The 16,099-nt window shown below is 40.3% G+C and carries 20 protein-coding genes; 12 read left to right on the forward strand and 8 right to left on the reverse strand.

Annotation, left to right across the window (positions count from 1 at the left end; all coding sequences use genetic code 11):
* Positions 1 to 80 precede the first annotated feature (80 nt).
* Positions 81 to 1,169, reverse strand: coding sequence for a cell division protein ZapE (gene zapE / locus ATS71_RS01630; RefSeq protein ID WP_058403239.1), 1,089 nt, complete (start codon positions 1,167 to 1,169; stop codon positions 81 to 83).
* Between the two features lie 133 nt (positions 1,170 to 1,302).
* Here zapE and ATS71_RS01635 point away from each other — a divergent pair, with 133 nt between their 5' ends.
* The 3 genes from ATS71_RS01635 to ATS71_RS01645 all read left to right on the forward strand — a co-directional run bounded on the left by ATS71_RS01635 (position 1,303) and on the right by ATS71_RS01645 (position 4,414).
* Positions 1,303 to 1,746 carry a YhcB family protein gene (locus ATS71_RS01635; protein ID WP_058403240.1) on the forward strand — a complete coding sequence of 148 codons (444 nt, stop codon included), beginning with the start codon at positions 1,303 to 1,305 and terminating at the stop codon, positions 1,744 to 1,746.
* A 131-nt stretch (positions 1,747 to 1,877) separates the two neighbouring features.
* Positions 1,878 to 3,230 (forward strand): DegQ family serine endoprotease, encoded by a 1,353-nt coding sequence (locus ATS71_RS01640; protein ID WP_058403241.1) that lies wholly within the window; start codon positions 1,878 to 1,880, stop codon positions 3,228 to 3,230.
* A gap of 101 nt (positions 3,231 to 3,331) precedes the next feature.
* The gene (locus ATS71_RS01645; RefSeq protein ID WP_058403242.1) at positions 3,332 to 4,414 is read left to right on the forward strand and encodes a trypsin-like peptidase domain-containing protein; all 1,083 of its coding nucleotides are present in this window, start codon (positions 3,332 to 3,334) and stop codon (positions 4,412 to 4,414) included.
* A 43-nt stretch (positions 4,415 to 4,457) separates the two neighbouring features.
* Here the strand turns inward: ATS71_RS01645 and murA are convergent, their stop codons facing one another.
* Genes murA through ATS71_RS01680 form a run of 7 tightly spaced genes read right to left on the reverse strand, consistent with a single transcriptional unit; the run spans position 4,458 to position 9,123 of the window.
* Complete coding sequence (murA, locus tag ATS71_RS01650) at positions 4,458 to 5,717, reverse strand: UDP-N-acetylglucosamine 1-carboxyvinyltransferase (RefSeq protein WP_058403243.1); 1,260 nt, start codon at positions 5,715 to 5,717, stop codon at positions 4,458 to 4,460.
* Positions 5,718 to 5,730: 13 nt separating this feature from the next.
* On the reverse strand, positions 5,731 to 5,988 hold the full coding sequence (locus ATS71_RS01655; protein WP_006792109.1) for a BolA family protein: 258 nt from the start codon (positions 5,986 to 5,988) through the stop codon (positions 5,731 to 5,733).
* Between the two features lie 5 nt (positions 5,989 to 5,993).
* Positions 5,994 to 6,287: an STAS domain-containing protein gene (locus tag ATS71_RS01660; RefSeq protein ID WP_058403244.1), complete on the reverse strand. Its 294-nt coding sequence runs from the start codon at positions 6,285 to 6,287 to the stop codon at positions 5,994 to 5,996.
* Complete coding sequence (locus ATS71_RS01665) at positions 6,280 to 6,960, reverse strand: MlaC/ttg2D family ABC transporter substrate-binding protein (RefSeq protein WP_058403245.1); 681 nt, start codon at positions 6,958 to 6,960, stop codon at positions 6,280 to 6,282. The genes ATS71_RS01660 and ATS71_RS01665 overlap by 8 nt, the downstream gene beginning before the upstream one ends.
* 5 nt (positions 6,961 to 6,965) lie before the next feature.
* On the reverse strand, positions 6,966 to 7,514 hold the full coding sequence (gene mlaD, locus ATS71_RS01670) for an outer membrane lipid asymmetry maintenance protein MlaD (RefSeq protein WP_006792106.1): 549 nt from the start codon (positions 7,512 to 7,514) through the stop codon (positions 6,966 to 6,968).
* A gap of 14 nt (positions 7,515 to 7,528) precedes the next feature.
* Positions 7,529 to 8,308 carry a lipid asymmetry maintenance ABC transporter permease subunit MlaE gene (gene mlaE, locus ATS71_RS01675; protein WP_006792105.1) on the reverse strand — a complete coding sequence of 260 codons (780 nt, stop codon included), beginning with the start codon at positions 8,306 to 8,308 and terminating at the stop codon, positions 7,529 to 7,531.
* The gene (locus ATS71_RS01680) at positions 8,308 to 9,123 is read right to left on the reverse strand and encodes an ATP-binding cassette domain-containing protein (protein WP_074210176.1); all 816 of its coding nucleotides are present in this window, start codon (positions 9,121 to 9,123) and stop codon (positions 8,308 to 8,310) included. The genes mlaE and ATS71_RS01680 overlap by 1 nt, the downstream gene beginning before the upstream one ends.
* A 374-nt stretch (positions 9,124 to 9,497) precedes the next feature.
* On the opposite strand from ATS71_RS01680, the gene ATS71_RS01685 reads away from it, so the two are divergent.
* The 9 genes from ATS71_RS01685 to ATS71_RS01725 form a co-directional block, all read left to right on the forward strand.
* On the forward strand, positions 9,498 to 10,466 hold the full coding sequence (locus ATS71_RS01685) for a calcium/sodium antiporter (protein ID WP_058403246.1): 969 nt from the start codon (positions 9,498 to 9,500) through the stop codon (positions 10,464 to 10,466).
* Between the two features lie 3 nt (positions 10,467 to 10,469).
* Positions 10,470 to 11,441: a KpsF/GutQ family sugar-phosphate isomerase gene (locus ATS71_RS01690; RefSeq protein ID WP_058403247.1), complete on the forward strand. Its 972-nt coding sequence runs from the start codon at positions 10,470 to 10,472 to the stop codon at positions 11,439 to 11,441.
* Positions 11,442 to 11,993 carry a 3-deoxy-manno-octulosonate-8-phosphatase KdsC gene (gene kdsC, locus ATS71_RS01695; protein ID WP_058403248.1) on the forward strand — a complete coding sequence of 184 codons (552 nt, stop codon included), beginning with the start codon at positions 11,442 to 11,444 and terminating at the stop codon, positions 11,991 to 11,993. It begins immediately after the preceding gene.
* Positions 11,990 to 12,544, forward strand: a complete 555-nt coding sequence (gene lptC, locus ATS71_RS01700; RefSeq protein WP_058403249.1) for an LPS export ABC transporter periplasmic protein LptC — start codon at positions 11,990 to 11,992, stop codon at positions 12,542 to 12,544. Before kdsC ends, lptC begins: the two co-directional genes overlap by 4 nt.
* Complete coding sequence (gene lptA, locus ATS71_RS01705; RefSeq protein ID WP_058403250.1) at positions 12,534 to 13,070, forward strand: lipopolysaccharide transport periplasmic protein LptA; 537 nt, start codon at positions 12,534 to 12,536, stop codon at positions 13,068 to 13,070. Before lptC ends, lptA begins: the two co-directional genes overlap by 11 nt.
* Positions 13,067 to 13,792, forward strand: a complete 726-nt coding sequence (gene lptB, locus ATS71_RS01710) for an LPS export ABC transporter ATP-binding protein (RefSeq protein WP_058403251.1) — start codon at positions 13,067 to 13,069, stop codon at positions 13,790 to 13,792. The genes lptA and lptB overlap by 4 nt, the downstream gene beginning before the upstream one ends.
* A gap of 69 nt (positions 13,793 to 13,861) precedes the next feature.
* A complete protein-coding gene (locus ATS71_RS01715; protein ID WP_058403252.1) occupies positions 13,862 to 15,361 on the forward strand; it encodes an RNA polymerase factor sigma-54 in 1,500 nt (499 codons plus the stop codon).
* A 26-nt stretch (positions 15,362 to 15,387) separates the two neighbouring features.
* Positions 15,388 to 15,675: a ribosome hibernation promoting factor gene (gene hpf, locus ATS71_RS01720; RefSeq protein WP_006792096.1), complete on the forward strand. Its 288-nt coding sequence runs from the start codon at positions 15,388 to 15,390 to the stop codon at positions 15,673 to 15,675.
* Between the two features lie 4 nt (positions 15,676 to 15,679).
* Positions 15,680 to 16,099: PTS sugar transporter subunit IIA (locus tag ATS71_RS01725; RefSeq protein WP_058403332.1), on the forward strand; the 420-nt coding region annotated here is incomplete at its 3' end.

Below are 16,099 nucleotides of genomic sequence, written 5' to 3' on the forward strand. Positions count from 1 at the left end.
GGTTGTTTTTCCCACAAGAAAATTATCGCTATTTACAAATAAGTGTTAAGAAAGCAAAACGACCGGCATTCTAATGTTTATTAAGCTAAATGTTCTCTCGCTAAATACTCTAACGACTGCATTTCTTGTAAACGGCTTATGCAGCGTTTAAATTCAAAATTTAAGTTGCCTTGCGTGTAAAGTTCGGTAATAGGTTTTTCGGCTGAAATAATTAACGTCACGTGGCGTTCGTAAAATTCATCGACTAAGGCAATAAAACGCCTTGCTGCATCATCATTGTTCTGACCAAGCTGTTTTACATTAGAAATAATGACCGTGTTATATAAACGACTAATTTCCATGTAATCGACTTGGCTTCGAGCGGTCTCACACAATTCACTAAATTCAAATATCACAACATTTTGGGCTACTTTGCGTGTTTTTATTAAGCGCCCTTCTATTTCTATAGGTTTATCAAGCTGGCCCGGTTCAGCTGACAACTTATCAAAATATTCAAACAGGTTTTTATCCGCTTGCTCATCAAGTGGGCTGTGAAAAATTTCAGCTTGTTCTAACGTTCTCAATCGATAATCAATACCCGAGTCAACATTCACTATTTCAGTATTGAGTTTTACCAGCTCAATGGCAGGCATAAAACGAGCACGTTGTAGGCCGTTTCGATATAAATCGTCAGGCACTATATTAGAGGTAGCGACTAAAACAATTCCGCGTGCAAACAATGCTTCCATTAAACCACCAAGCAACATGGCATCCGTTATGTCTTGAACAAAAAACTCATCAAAACAGATGATGTCTGTTTCTGATTTAAATATGTCTGCAACTTTTTCCAGTGGATTAGCCGTGTTATTAAGTTTTTTTAATTCGTCATGCACACGGTGCATAAAACGATGAAAATGCACGCGCATTTTTCGTTCACTTGGCAATGCTTCGTAGAAAGTATCAACTAAGTACGTTTTCCCACGTCCAACTCCGCCCCAAAAATAAAGCCCTTTTATAGGTTCGGGTTCATTTTTACTAAATAAACTAGCGAAAAAACCTGTTGATTTTGGTTTTGCTTGTGTGAGGTCATCGTATAAACGTTGCAAGTGGCGCACAGCATTTTCTTGTGCTGCGTCGTGTACAAAGTCATCTCGTTTTAAATCTTGTTGATATGTTTGCCAAGGAGTCATATGTATTTTCTGTCAAAACGCAGTTTAATTTGTAAAGCATATTAACACGCATCATAACTCGGGGTATATTACACTTAATATGATTTATAAATGAATCAGCATTCTTTCGTTATTTTCCCAAAGGGGTAGTTTTATGGGCACAGTGATATGGGTAGGTTTAATTGTTATTGTAGCGGTTATAGCATTTTTTATTGGTGCATTTGTTACTAAAAAACAGTTCAAACAAGATGAATTAAAAGAGCAAGCGGAACAAGCGCAAAATGCACTTGAGCAATATCGCCAAGACGTAGCTGACCATTTAGCCAGTACCAGCAAGCTTGTAAATAAAATGAAAGATAACTACAACCAGCTTCTTAGCCACGTTGAAGAAACAAATCAATTACTTTTAGAAGATAGAAATAAAGAACCTGCAGCTCCATACTTCTCAAAAGAAACAACAGAGCAATTACAAGCATCTTTAAAAGAACGCCGTTCTGATCGCTCTTCAGCAGAGGCGCAACCTGCAGACTTTGTGTCGGGTGAGTCTGGTTTATTTGCTGGTGAAAATAAAGTACAGGAACGTTCTAAAGCATCTTGATGAACTTTTTTTTGACCCCATAGTCTTTAGATATAACAGCTTTGTTGTTTTATCTTACTAACAAACTAAAAAAGGCTGCTTATGCAGCCTTTTTTAATTTTTGTTTTTCCTAAGTGGAGTAAACCCTGACTATGAAAATGAAATTATCACTTATCAGTGCTGCTATTTTATCTACAAGCTTATTAATGAGCCCGGTAGCGTCTTATGCAAAGTTACCAATAGCAGTTAACGGGCAACAACTACCTACTCTTGCACCTATGCTTGAGAAAATCTCCCCGGGTGTTGTGAGTATTCAGGTATCAGGCTCTAAAGAAGTTCGCCGCCGCGCAGACCCGCTTGAGTTCTTTTTTGGCCAGCAACAACCTCGCAGCCAAAAGCGCCAATTTAGTGGTTTGGGTTCAGGTGTGATTATCGATGCGGATGAAGGTTATGTGGTTACTAATAATCACGTGATCCAAGATGCAGAAAAAATGATCGTTACACTCGAAGATGGCCGTGAATTTGAAGCCACTAAAATTGGTACAGATAAAGAGTCTGACATTGCACTACTGCAAATAGAGGCTGATGACCTGACAGAAATCAAACTCGCTAACTCAGACCAATTACGAGTCGGTGACTTTGCGGTTGCTATCGGCAACCCGTTTGGCTTAAGCCACACTGTAACCTCAGGTATTGTCAGTGCGCTTGGACGCAGTGGTTTGAACATTGAAGGTTACGAAGATTTTATTCAAACCGACGCCGCAATTAACCAAGGTAACTCAGGCGGTGCTTTAGTGAATTTAAATGGCGAGCTGATTGGCATTAACACCGCAATCTTAGGTGCATCGGGTGGTAATGTTGGAATTGGTTTTGCTATTCCATCTAATATGATGAAAAACTTGGTTGATCAAATTATTGAGCATGGTGAAGTTCGTCGTGGCTCTTTAGGCATATCCGGTCGCCCACTTGATGCCGGGTTAGCTAAAGCACAACAACTTGATGTAAAACAGGGTGCTTATGTAATGCAGGTAATGGATGATACCGCTGCAAGTAAAGCAGGCATAAAAGCCGGGGATGTAATTGTAAGCATTAACGGTAGCGATATAAGCGGCTTCCATGAACTACGCAGCAAAATTGCCACATTAGGGGAAGGACGAGAAATCAAGCTAAGTATTTACCGTGATGGTAAAATAAAAACGCTTAAAGTCACACTTGATGGCGCATCTGGTATTAAGGCGGTTGGTGAAGAATTACATCCTGCATTTCAAGGCGCTGAGTTAGAGAATGTTCAAAAGAATAATGCTAAGGGCATTGAGATTACCTCTGTCGACCCTCGCTCTCCTTCTGCGCGTGTAGGCCTAGAAGAAGGCGACATGATAGTACAAGTGAACCGCCAACGAGTTGAGACTATTCGCGATATGAATAAAATCATCGAAAACACCAAAGGCAATATTGTATTAGGCGTTAAGCGTGGACGCGAGTCTATATTTATTCTAATTCAGTAATTAATCGCGGTATATGTGTAATAAAAATAACAGTGGCACTTGCCGCTGTTATTTTTTTTGTGCCATCATAAAGGGATTGCTCCTTTAATAATAAGAAACTTGTGCTGAAATTCATTAAATTTGTTCTCCCCCCTCTATTTGCAGGCCTCAGTATTGCTTTTTTGGTGGTGTTTTTCAGCCCAAATATGAGAGCAGCATTGCTGCCTAATGTTCCTATACCCAGTGCAATGAGCGCTAACCATTTAAGCTTTTCTGATGCAGTTAAACGCGCAGCGCCGTCTGTCGTCACTATTTTTTCTGAAAGTATTTCCAAAGAGCCCCGCTATAAAAGAAAAAACACCGTTCAGGAGCTAGGCTCAGGCGTAATTATGTCGCAAGATGGTTACATTCTAACTAATTATCATGTTGTTAATAACGCTGATGTGATTATGGTGATTTTGACTGACGGCCGACGTTTTTTTGATGTTCAGCTTATTGGTTTTGATACAATTACTGATTTAGCACTGCTAAAAATAAATGCAGAACACCTTCCTGTTATCCCTGTAAACGATGACTACACGACAAGTGTGGGTGATGTTGTACTCGCTATTGGCAACCCACTTAATCTAGGGCAAACAATCACACAAGGGATTGTTAGTGCCACAGGTAAACAAAAAATTACCGATAGTCCGTTTAATAACCTACTCCAAATGGATGCCGCAATTAACGTAGGAAACTCCGGTGGCGCACTTGTTAATTCAAATGGTGATTTAGTAGGTATTACTTCGGCGCAATTTAAGACTCGCGAAAACTTAAATATTCAAGGTATATTTTTTGCTGTCCCATACACCCTAGCCAAGGAGGTCATGGCTAAGCTAATTCGCCATGGCCGTGTAGTCCGTGGTTACTTAGGATTTGAAGGCACTGCAGTAGACAGTACAGGCAAAGAAGTAAATGATAACTTAACCCCTGTAAGCGGTATGCGTATTACAAATTTAGATCCATTAGGGCCGGCGTGGCAAGCGGGAATTGAAGAACAAGATATTATAATAAAAATTGCTGGGCTTTCAGTGGCTAATCCGCAAAAGGTACTCGAAAAAATTGGCAATACTGAACCAGGTAAAAAAATAGAATTTGAATTGTATAGAGATGGGAAAATCGAAAAAATAATGGTTACTGTGGCTGAGCTTGAAACCAAACTCTAAATAAAGAAGGGTCGGTGTTTACACCGACCTGCACTTAAACGTATTAGTTTGTTTTACGTTTTATGTTCGCGCCGAGCGCGCTGAGTTTATCCTCAATACGCTGATACCCTCTATCAACATGATAAATACGGTCAACAACGGTTTCACCTTGGGCAACAATACCGGTAAGGATTAAGCTGGCTGATGCACGTAAATCAGTCGCCATAACTTGAGCACCCGACAAACTTTTAGTCTCACCACATATCGCTGTATTACCCTCTAAGCGGATGTTTGCGCCCATGCGCTGTAACTCAGGCACATGCATGAAACGGTTCTCAAAAATGGTTTCTGTAATCGTCGCACTGCCGTTAGCCACTACATTAAGTGCGGTAAACTGAGCTTGCATATCGGTTGGGAACCCTGGGTGTGGCGCAGTTTTAACATTCACCGCTTTAAGCTCACGACCACGCATATCTAGATAAATAGAATCGTCTTTTACTTCAAGTAAGGCATTTGTAGCGCGAAGTTTTTCAATAACAGGTTCTAGTGAATGGAAGTCTGTATTTTTACACAATACTTCACCACCAGCCATTGCGGCAGCAACTAAAAAAGTCCCTGTTTCAATACGATCCGGTAAAATTTTATGTTCACAACCCGCTAGGCGCTCTACACCTTCAATCTCAATACGACTTGTTCCAGCACCCGTAATCTTAGCGCCCATTGCAATTAAGCAGTTAGCTAAGTCGGTAATTTCAGGCTCGCGTGCTGCGTTTTCAAGTACTGTTTTACCATCGGCTAATGCTGCTGCCATCAACAAGTTCTCGGTTGCGCCTACACTGACCATCTCCATAAAGATTTCAGCGCCTTTTAAACGACCATCCACTTTTGCATTAATGTAGCCATTTTCAACGCTAATTTGCGCACCTAAACGTTCCATACCTTGAATATGAATATCAACAGGACGTGCACCAATAGCACAGCCGCCAGGCAATGAAACTTGCGCTTCACCAAAGCGAGCAACTAAAGGCCCTAATGCTAATACAGACGCGCGCATCTGTTTCACTAAATCGTATGGAGCCAAGGTTTTATCAACGGTTGCACCGTCAATTATAAGTGTATCACCCTGCCAATTTACATCTGCACCTAATGTTTTTAGTAAAGCTTCGGTAGTAACAATATCGCGTAAGCGCGGCACATTAGTAAATGTACTTTTACCATCGGCCAAAAGTGAGGCAAATAAAATAGGCAGTGCTGCGTTTTTAGCACCTGAGATAGTCACCTCACCAGCAAGTGAAGTGCCACCTTGAATAACAAATTGATCCATTAGGGGGCCCTATTTATTGCGGTAAGATAAATTTTTGTTCGCGTTTCCACTCAGTCGGTGTAAAAGCACGAATAGAAACTGCGTGAATAGTACCGTCTGAAATAGTATTCATTAATGGGCCATATACTAGCTGTTGCTTTTTAACTCGGCTTAAACCGTCGAAGCACTCACCCACGGCAACAACTTCATAATGGCTTCCATTGGCTTTTACATGAACTTCTGCTAATTGAAGTTCTTCGCGTAATAATGTTTCGACTTGGCTAGTTTCCATAACTCTCACTCAAATAGGGTTGTAACTTGACCCAATTGCATTAAATTTTGCAATTGCTCAGGTGGATTTTGCAATTCAAGGCGAATACCTTGTTGCTTTAATTCTGCAAAAGAGTGAATTAACCAAGCTAAGCCGGCTGTGTCAACCCTTGACACCCCACTTAGGTCAAAATAGATGGTTTTATGCTTAGTTTGTAGCTGCTTGTTCAGAAGTTGTTCATCGCCAATTGAATTTCGAGAGAGCTCGCCGCTCACTCGAAACTGTTGCTCGTCAATTTGGCTTATGGCCAATTTAGTCATTCGAGCTGTTACCTCTAAATTGAACTGGAAGCTGACTTTTTTGCTCTAAAAGATCACTTACCTTGTCGATACCTTGTTGACGTAAAATACCTTGCAGTTCACTTTGCTTGGCATCTAACAAGCTTATGCCTTCAGCAATCATGTCGTACGCACGCCACTGCCCACTGCGATCTTCACGAACTTTAAAATCAATGCGGATATCTGGCTTACCATCTTCAATTATTTTTGTTTTTACTACAACTACATCCTGACCTTTAAATGGTTGTGGTGCACCAAATTCAACGTGTTGATTAGTATATTGGGTAAATACACCAGCGTAGGTCGCAACTAAATACTCTCTAAACACGCCAATAAAGCGCTGAATATCTTTAATTGCTTGTGCCTTTTCAGCATCATCAGTAATTGCGCGTACTTTAGATACTTCACTTCCTAGTACACGAAGTGCTGCGTATTTATAATCAATATAGGGCATCAACTCTTCTTCAACGATAACGCGAAGGTACTCTTGATCTTTAACAATTAATTGTTGATCTTTTTTTATACGGTCAAATGTGTATTCCGATACTTTTCGTACCATTTTATTTGGATCGTCTAATTTTACTTCTGCAGCACTCACCGTTTGCACTAGGCTCAATGCGCTAAGTGTTATAATAGCTAAATACTTTTTCAACATAATAATTACTCACTACCTTGATTGAATAGAAACTGCCCAATTAATTCTTCTAATACAATGGCAGACTTAGTATCAATAATTGAATCTCCATTGCCTAGCGCTTTACTTTCTACGCCAAATAAATCATCAATTGCTGTATCTTGTTCATTGTTAGTTACTGTTTCACCTAAACAGCGCTGTTCAGCTGAACTAGAAGCAATAACAGGGTTTATACCTAAGTATTGCTCGCCTAAAATACCCGATGTAAGTATTGATATAGAGCTTGTATCTGAAAAACGACATAGGTATTGCGCATCAATGGTCATATCAACCACAGGTAAAAACTCCTTTGGATGAACATAAATCGACTCAACTCGACCAATTACCACACCACCCACTTTTATAGGGGCACGTGCTTTTAATGAGCCAATATTTTCAAATTTTGCATTAAGTGAATAGGTTTCGCCTGAGCCACTAATACCCGCATTCGCTACTTTAAGCGCTAACATAGCAAAAGCTAAAATGCCAAGCGCTACAAAAAAGCCAACTAAAATTTCTAATTTCCGTGAATTCATTATTTATACCCTAATTAGCTAGTAAACATTACCGCTGTCAAAATAAAGTCGAAACCTAAAACGGCCAATGACGAATGTACAACTGTTTCGGTGGTTGCTTTGCTGATCCCTTCCGATGTTGGAACACAGTCATAGCCTTTGTAAAGTGCAATCCAAGTTACAACTATTGCAAATACAAAACTTTTAATTATGCCGTTTAGCACATCAGCCTGAAACGACACTTGCGATTGCATAATTGACCAAAAACTACCAGTATCTACACCTAACCAATCAACCCCAACTAAATGAGCACCTATAATTGCAACGGCAGAAAATATAATTGCAAGTAAAGGCATGCTAATAAAGCCAGCCCAAAAGCGGGGTGCAATAATACGTTTGAGTGGATCAATTGCCATCATCTCTAACGATGAGAGTTGCTCGGTGGCTTTCATTAAGCCTATTTCTGCGGTAAGTGCACTACCAGCACGCCCCGCAAATAATAGTGCAGTAACTACGGGGCCTAACTCGCGTAATAAACTCAGCGCAACAAGCGGCCCTAAGCTATCTTCAGCGCCATACCCTACTAATACGGTGTAGCCTTGCAGTGCGAGTACCATACCGATAAACAAGCCAGAAACCATGATAATTAGTAGTGATTGCGAGCCCACCATATAAAGCTGGCGGACAAGCAGCGGTGTGCCTTTTTTAAAATTAGGAACATGCGCAAGTGCACTAAACAACATATAAGCTGAGCGGCCAAGGGCAGCAAAGCGCCCAAGCGTTTTATGCCCTAACTTTTGAAACAGATCCAACATTAGGCTTTTTCTCCAAGCAGCTCATCTGCATAGGCTTGCGCGGGAAAATGAAATGGAACAGGGCCATCAGACAAACCTTTTAAAAATTGCTGAACTAGCTCAGACTCATGATTGCGCATTTCATCTGGTGTACCTGAGCCTATTACGCCCTGATCGGCAATAATAATAACGTGATCGGCAATACTCATGACTTCAGTCACATCATGGGTCACAATTAAAGACGACAAACCCAATACTTGATTGAGCGATTTAATTAACTTTACAAGCACGCCCATTGAAATAGGATCTTGGCCAGCAAACGGTTCGTCATACATAATAAGCTCTGGATCGAGCGCTATTGCGCGCGCAAGAGCTGCACGCCTTGCCATACCGCCAGATAACTCTGAGGGCATTAAATCTTTAGCACCACGCAAACCCACAGCCTGAAGCTTCATTAGCACAACTAATCGAATAAGGTCTTCACTTAGTTTTGTGTGCTCGCGAATCGGAAAAGCAATATTGTCAAACACAGACATGTCAGTAAACAAAGCACCACTTTGAAATAGCATGCTCATTTTTGTACGCGCTTCATATAATTCTGAGCGCGTCATGGAAGGAATACTGCCACCTTCAAATAAAATATCACCCGAGTCAGGTTTTAATTGACCACCAATTAAACGCAACATCGTAGTTTTACCAATGCCGCTTGGTCCCATAATCGCAGTGATTTTGCCTTTAGGCACACTAAAGCTCATATTTTTATATATGACCCTATCGCCTCTGGAAAAGCTAACATCCTTGACTTCTACTATTGATTGCGACAAGTCGCTCTCCATAAAAATGTTCACTAGTGCCCCTATTTTAAATCTTTTTGATCCAATATGGAAAAAACAATTCGTAAGATTTTGTAATGTACGTGCAAAACACACATTAAGACTCACTTATATTCACTTAACCAACACTTAAAATAGGACCTGTAACCCTGTCGAAATCAAATTTAAAGTAAACTGTTTAGTATGTAGGTAAGGCTGAGCTATTGAAGAGTGATTACTTCCTATAAATTGATACTTAAAGGCTGCCAGCTCCTACTAATTAATTTTTAGTAAAATGAATTAGTCTACGTAGTTGACCTTACTCTTTTATTTATACTTTCATCGTGGCATTTGTTACTATTCGCGCCATTCCTATTTTGAACAACTGGCTTAATACAATGGTTACCTCGTTTGTTATTTTGATTCTTGGTTTTGCAGCCCTAGTTTGGAGTGCTGACAGGTTTGTTTATGGTGCTGCGGCACTGGCTAAAAACTTTGGTGTACCAACCTTAATTGTTGGTTTAACCGTTGTAGCCATGGGCTCATCAGCACCTGAAATGATGGTGTCGGCCTCTGCCGCATTAGCAGAAAAAACCGACACCGCGGTAGGTAACGCAATTGGCTCAAATATCACAAATATTTTGCTGGTGTTAGGTATTACCGCTTTATTTAGGCCTCTTAGCGTTTCTTCAAGCACATTAAAACGTGAAATCCCGTTAGTGCTTATTATATCGCTGGCTACCTGGTATATATTTTCAGATAACTACTTTTCGTTCACCGAGGGCGTTGCGTTATTAATTGGTTTTGTTGTATTTATTGGCGGGCTAATTATTGTCTCGCTGCGTGCTAAAAATCAAACAGACCCATTTGTATCAGAAGCATGTGACGAAGTACCAAACGACGTACCAACTAACAAGGCTATACTTTGGTTGGTTATTGGTATGGTTTTACTCCCTATTAGCGCACATTTTTTAATTGATTCAGCGGTGGATATTGCTAAATACTTTGGCTTAAGCGATTTAGTGATTGGCTTAACAATTATTGCAATAGGAACTAGCCTGCCTGAGCTTGCTGCCTCGATTGCGGGCGTACTTAAAAATGAAGATGATTTAGCGCTGGGTAATATTGTTGGCTCTAATATTTTTAATATTCTTGCCGTATTGCCTTTTGCAGGCATTATTAACCCTTCAGTGATTGACCCGTCGGTTGCTAACCGCGACATACTAATAATGATTGGTGCTACGGTTGCGCTTATTATCATGTCATTGAACTTTAGGGGTGCTCAACGCATCAATAGAGTAGAAGGCGGCTTATTATTAATCGCATTTTTGGGCTACCAAGGGTATATTTTTAGTCAAGTAGGGTAAGTAATGGCAACGCTAAATTTTATTGAACAAGGCTTACGTGTATTAAACATAGAGCGCCAAGCATTGAGTGATATTGCACAATATGTGGATGAAAACTTTCATCAAGCATGTCAGTTAATATATGATTGCCAAGGCCGAACTATCGTTATAGGTATGGGAAAATCAGGTCATATTGGTAATAAAATAGCAGCAACATTAGCAAGTACTGGCAGCCCTGCTTTTTTTGTACATCCGGGTGAGGCCAGTCATGGCGATCTGGGGATGATCACTAAAAATGATGTAGTTATGCTCATTTCTAACTCAGGTGAAACAAGCGAAGTACTCAATATAATTCCTGTTTTAAAACGCCTTGGCGCCAAAATGATAGCCATGACAGGCAACGCCAGCTCAACGATGGCCACGCTTGCAAACGTACATATTTGCATAAAAGTACAAAAAGAAGCCTGTTCGTTAGGCTTAGCTCCAACCGCAAGCACAACAGCAACACTTGCAATGGGTGATGCCATGGCGGTTGCACTTTTAGAAGCCCGCGGTTTTACAGCTGATGACTTTGCACTATCTCACCCCGGCGGTAGTTTAGGTAAACGTTTGCTGCTGACCTTAAAAGATGTCATGCATAGCGGTAAAAACACACCTATTATTAATGTTACTCAAACTATAAAAGATGCGCTAATTGAAATGTCAGCCAAAGGGTTAGGTATGACGGCCATAGTTGATTCTCAGCAGCAACTTGTAGGGCTATTTACTGACGGTGATTTACGCCGTATTTTAGAACAACGAATTGATATACATACAACACAAATAGATGTTGTGATGACTAAGTCCTGCACCACTGCAACACAAGATATTTTGGCCGCTGAAGCGTTAAATATTATGGAACAAAAACGTATAAATGGCTTAATAATTGTTGATGAGCAAAATCACCCTATTGGTGCATTAAATATGCAAGACTTATTAAAAGCAGGAGTACTATAAATGCAATTTGAAGAGCTCTACCAACCTCTAAGCGAAGACGCAAAAGCCCGTGCTAAAAAAATAAAGCTGCTTATTTGTGATATCGATGGTGTGTTTTCTGATGGTCGTATTTATCTGGGTAACCAAGGTGAAGAGCTCAAAGCGTTTAATACAAAAGATGGCTTTGGCATTAAAGCGCTAATTAACAGCGGCTTTGACGTTGCGGTTATTACCGGACGACACTCAAAAATAGTACAACAGCGTATGACAAGCCTAACAGTACAACACATTTACCAAGGTCAAGAAAACAAACTCCTCGCTTATGAGGAGCTAAAAACAAAGCTTAACTTATGTGATGAGCAAATTGCCTACATTGGCGATGACGGCCCCGACATGCCGGTAATGGAGTTAGTAGGGTTTGCTGTTGCAGTAAACGACGCACATCCGCTGATAAAACGTTTAGCGCATTACACCACACAAATGCTTGGTGGATTTGGTGCAGTGAGAGAGCTTACCGACCTGCTAATGCTTGAAAACAACAAACCCTTGACCACCAAAGGTACGAGTTCATGAATGCAGCGCGCATCATATTAAGCGTTTTATTCATCAGCTGTATGGTTTGGCTTTGGTACCCTTATTTCACACAAGTAAGTTTACCGCAGCAAACCGAAGCAGACATTATTGCAAAGCCCGATTACACTGCCATAGAGCTAAAACAAACAGCGTATGACGAGAATGGGAAAATTAGCCATAAAGTAACGGCAGCGCGAATGGAGTTATATCAAGAATTAGGATTTACCTTTTTTGATAAACCCATTTTTACGCTTTATAACGACAAACAAACGTGGCGAATTAACGCTAACGAAGCAACACTATACGAAGGCAGACAATTAATACTAGAAGGTAACGTTGTTGCTAGTAATTTAACTGATAACGCAATGATAGATAAAATAAATGCTGATAATATTCAGGTAGATATAAAATTACTAACGATGCAATCAGAACAACCTGTCATTGTTACAGGACCCAATTTAAAGATCACCGGTAAAGGCCTCGAAGCCGATTTAAAAACCGAAGTGATAAAACTAATTAACCATACGCGAACTATTTATTATGACCAATAAACTATTAACACTCTTTATTATTCCAACATTTATACTTGCACTCGGTGCAAATGCTGCTGAACCAACGGCGCCACTTGCTGCAAATCAAATTTCGATTAGTGCAGATAAGCAAGAAGGTCAACTAAAAGAAAATGTAGGTATATTCGAAAAAAACGTTGAAATTATTCACGGCGACAGAAAAATTACTGCTGACCGCCTAGAAGTGCATAAACGCGATGAATTGGGTGATAACAAGCAACTGTTAATTGCCACAGGTACACCCGCTTATTTTGAAGAAAAACAAGCCGACGGCACAATAATGAGCGCCAGCGCTAATGAAGTTAGATACGATGTTTCTAAACGTTTTTTAACATTAATTGGAGATGCACAGGTCTCTCAAGCTGGGCAAAAAATGAATGCAAAAAGCATTACCTACGATATTGAGCAACAACTCATTAGCGCCGAAAAAGATGAAAGCTCAACTGACCGCGTGCACACCATTTTAGTACCTGTGGAGCCAAAAAAAAGCGATAAAGGTCAGCCATGAGTACATTAAAAGCAGAGCTATTAGCCAAAAGCTACAAAGGCCGAGAAGTCGTTAAAAATGTAGGCTTAGAAGTTAAAGCCGGTAGCATAGTGGGTTTACTTGGTCCAAACGGTGCGGGTAAAACCACCACGTTTTATATGATTGTAGGCTTAGTCCCTAGCGATAAAGGTAAAATATCTATCGACGAGAACGATATTACTCTTTTACCTATGCACAGTCGTGCTAGATTAGGCATTGGCTACTTGCCGCAAGAGTCGTCTATATTCAGAAAGTTAACCGTATATCAAAACTTAATGGCTATTTTAGAAACTCGAAAGGAGCTCACTAAGCAAGCCAGAGAAGATACACTTAATAATCTATTGGATGAATTTAGCATTCAACACATTCGCGACAGTAAAGGTATGGCACTATCGGGCGGAGAGCGTCGCCGAGTAGAGATTGCACGTGCTTTAGCTGCAGATCCAAAGTTTATTTTATTAGACGAACCGTTTGCCGGCGTTGACCCTATTTCAGTGTTGGATATTAAAAAAATTATTGAACACCTTAAAAACCGTGGTATTGGTGTATTAATAACAGACCATAATGTAAGAGAAACCCTTGATGTTTGCGAAAAAGCCTACATTGTTTCTCATGGGGAACTGATTGCTTCTGGTGCCCCTGAACACGTATTAAACGATAAAACTGTACGCGATGTATATTTAGGCGAGCAATTTAGGCTGTAACATTTACGCCTTATTTGTATGCATCTGCTAGTATTAATTATAACAACTTAAAAGGATTGTTAGAGATACATGAGGCAATCACTACAGCTGCGCATGGGCCAGCAACTTACAATGACACCTCAGTTGCAACAAGCTATTCGCTTGCTGCAATTAAGCACATTGGATCTTCAGCAAGAAATACAAGAAGCGCTCGACAGCAACCCATTACTTGAGGTTGAGGAGCAAGACTATGCCGATGACCTAGCAGGCAAAAATGAGCAAAAAGCAGATAATGATGAAGTGACAGTAAGTGCATCTGCCGATGAAGCCCCCAGTGAGTATGAACAAGACAGTGGTGAAGCCCTAGCAAAAGATACCGTCAGTGACGACATGGCAATGGACGTTAGCTGGGATGAGTACATGAGTGCCGCCCCAGCATCGTCTTCAGGCCCCATGCCTGAAGATGAGTCTATTTATCAAGGTGCATCGACTGAAACGCTTCACGAATACTTAATGTGGCAATTACAACTAACGCCATTTAGCCCTACGGATGAAGCGATTGCTATTGCAATAGTTGAAGCCGTGGACGACTCAGGCATATTAACCCTCAGCTGTGAAGAAATTTTAGAGAGCTTTAATCAAGATAACGACGATGACGTTGAGGTTGAACTTGATGAAATAGAAGCAGTTTTAAAGCGTATTCAATTATTTGACCCTGTTGGTATTGCAGCACGAAGCTTACAAGAATGTTTATGTATTCAGTTAAATCAATTTGATAAAGGCACCCCTTTTATTGACGAAACAAAAATGATTTTAACCGAGCACATAGATTTGTTGGCTGCTCGCGACTATCGTACATTAATGAAAAAAACGAAGCTCAAAGAAGATGAGCTTAAAGAAGTAATGACACTTATTCATACGCTTAACCCAAAGCCTGCAGACACAATAGTGCGAGAAGAGTCTGAATATGTAATACCAGATGTGTCAGTTAAGAAAATTAAAGGCCGCTGGGTGGTTGAACTAAACCCAGACAGCATGCCAAAAATTCGTGTAAACAGCCAATATGCTGCAATGTCGCGTACAGTTAAGTCGAGCGGTGATAGCCAGTTTATTCGCTCACATTTACAAGAAGCTAAATGGTTTATTAAAAGTTTAGAAAGCAGAAACGACACGCTTTTAAAAGTAACTAACTGTATCGTAAAGCAACAACAAGGTTTTTTTGAACACGGTCCAGAAGCCATGAAACCTATGGTTTTAAATGATGTAGCCGAAATGGTAGAAATGCACGAATCGACAATTTCGCGCGTAACGACTCAAAAGTACATGCACACACCGCGTGGAATATTTGAGCTTAAATACTTTTTCTCAAGCCATGTAAGCACCGAAAATGGTGGAGAATGTTCATCCACAGCGATACGAGCACTTATCAAAAAACTAATCGCAGCAGAAAACTCAGCAAAACCATTGAGTGATAGCAAAATTGCGGATATATTGGCTGAGCAAGGAATTAAAGTAGCAAGACGTACAATCGCAAAATACCGCGAATCTCTTGCTATTCCACCGTCAAATCAGCGAAAGAGTCTGATCTAAGACGCTAAACAAAGAGGGTAATGCTTATGCAACTAAATTTAACTGGTCGTCATGTAGAACTAACTGATTCATTAAGAGACTATATAAATACCAAATTTGCGAAGCTAGAAAGGCACTCTGATCATATTAATAATGTTCATGTCATTCTTGATATAGAAAAATTAAATCAAAAAGCAGAAGCAACTATTCATGTAAGTGGCGCTGAATTATTCGCATCCACTGAACATCAAGATATGTATGCAGCGATTGATTCATTGATTGATAAGCTTGACCGTCAAGTAATTAAACACAAAGAGAAGCTTGCTCGACACTAATATGATGAAACTAAGTTCACTTATATGCCAGGACTGCAGCAAAGCTGCGGTCCTTTTTAATAGTAAAAAAAGAATTTTAGAGTTTATTAGCGAGCTTGCTCACGATAAATTACCGTATTTGTCTCAACAAGATATTTTGGGCGCTTTATTAACTCGCGAAAAGCTAGGTAGCACAGGAATAGGAAGAGGCATAGCTATTCCACATGGTCGAATGAGCGGCGCACAAGAACCTTTAGCATTAGTGTTAGTAAGTGAAACACCGATTAACTTTGATGCTATAGACAATCGACCAGTTGATATTTTTGTTGCACTCATCGTACCTGATGGCGATAACCAGCAACACTTAAAGACGCTAGCGACGATAGCTGATAAACTAAAAAATAAAGAATTTTGCAAGCAGCTACGCTGTGCTAAATCGGACGCC

Source organism: Pseudoalteromonas sp. H71 (assembly GCF_001468485.1).
In the GTDB taxonomy this organism is placed as follows: Bacteria; Pseudomonadota; Gammaproteobacteria; order Enterobacterales; family Alteromonadaceae; genus Pseudoalteromonas.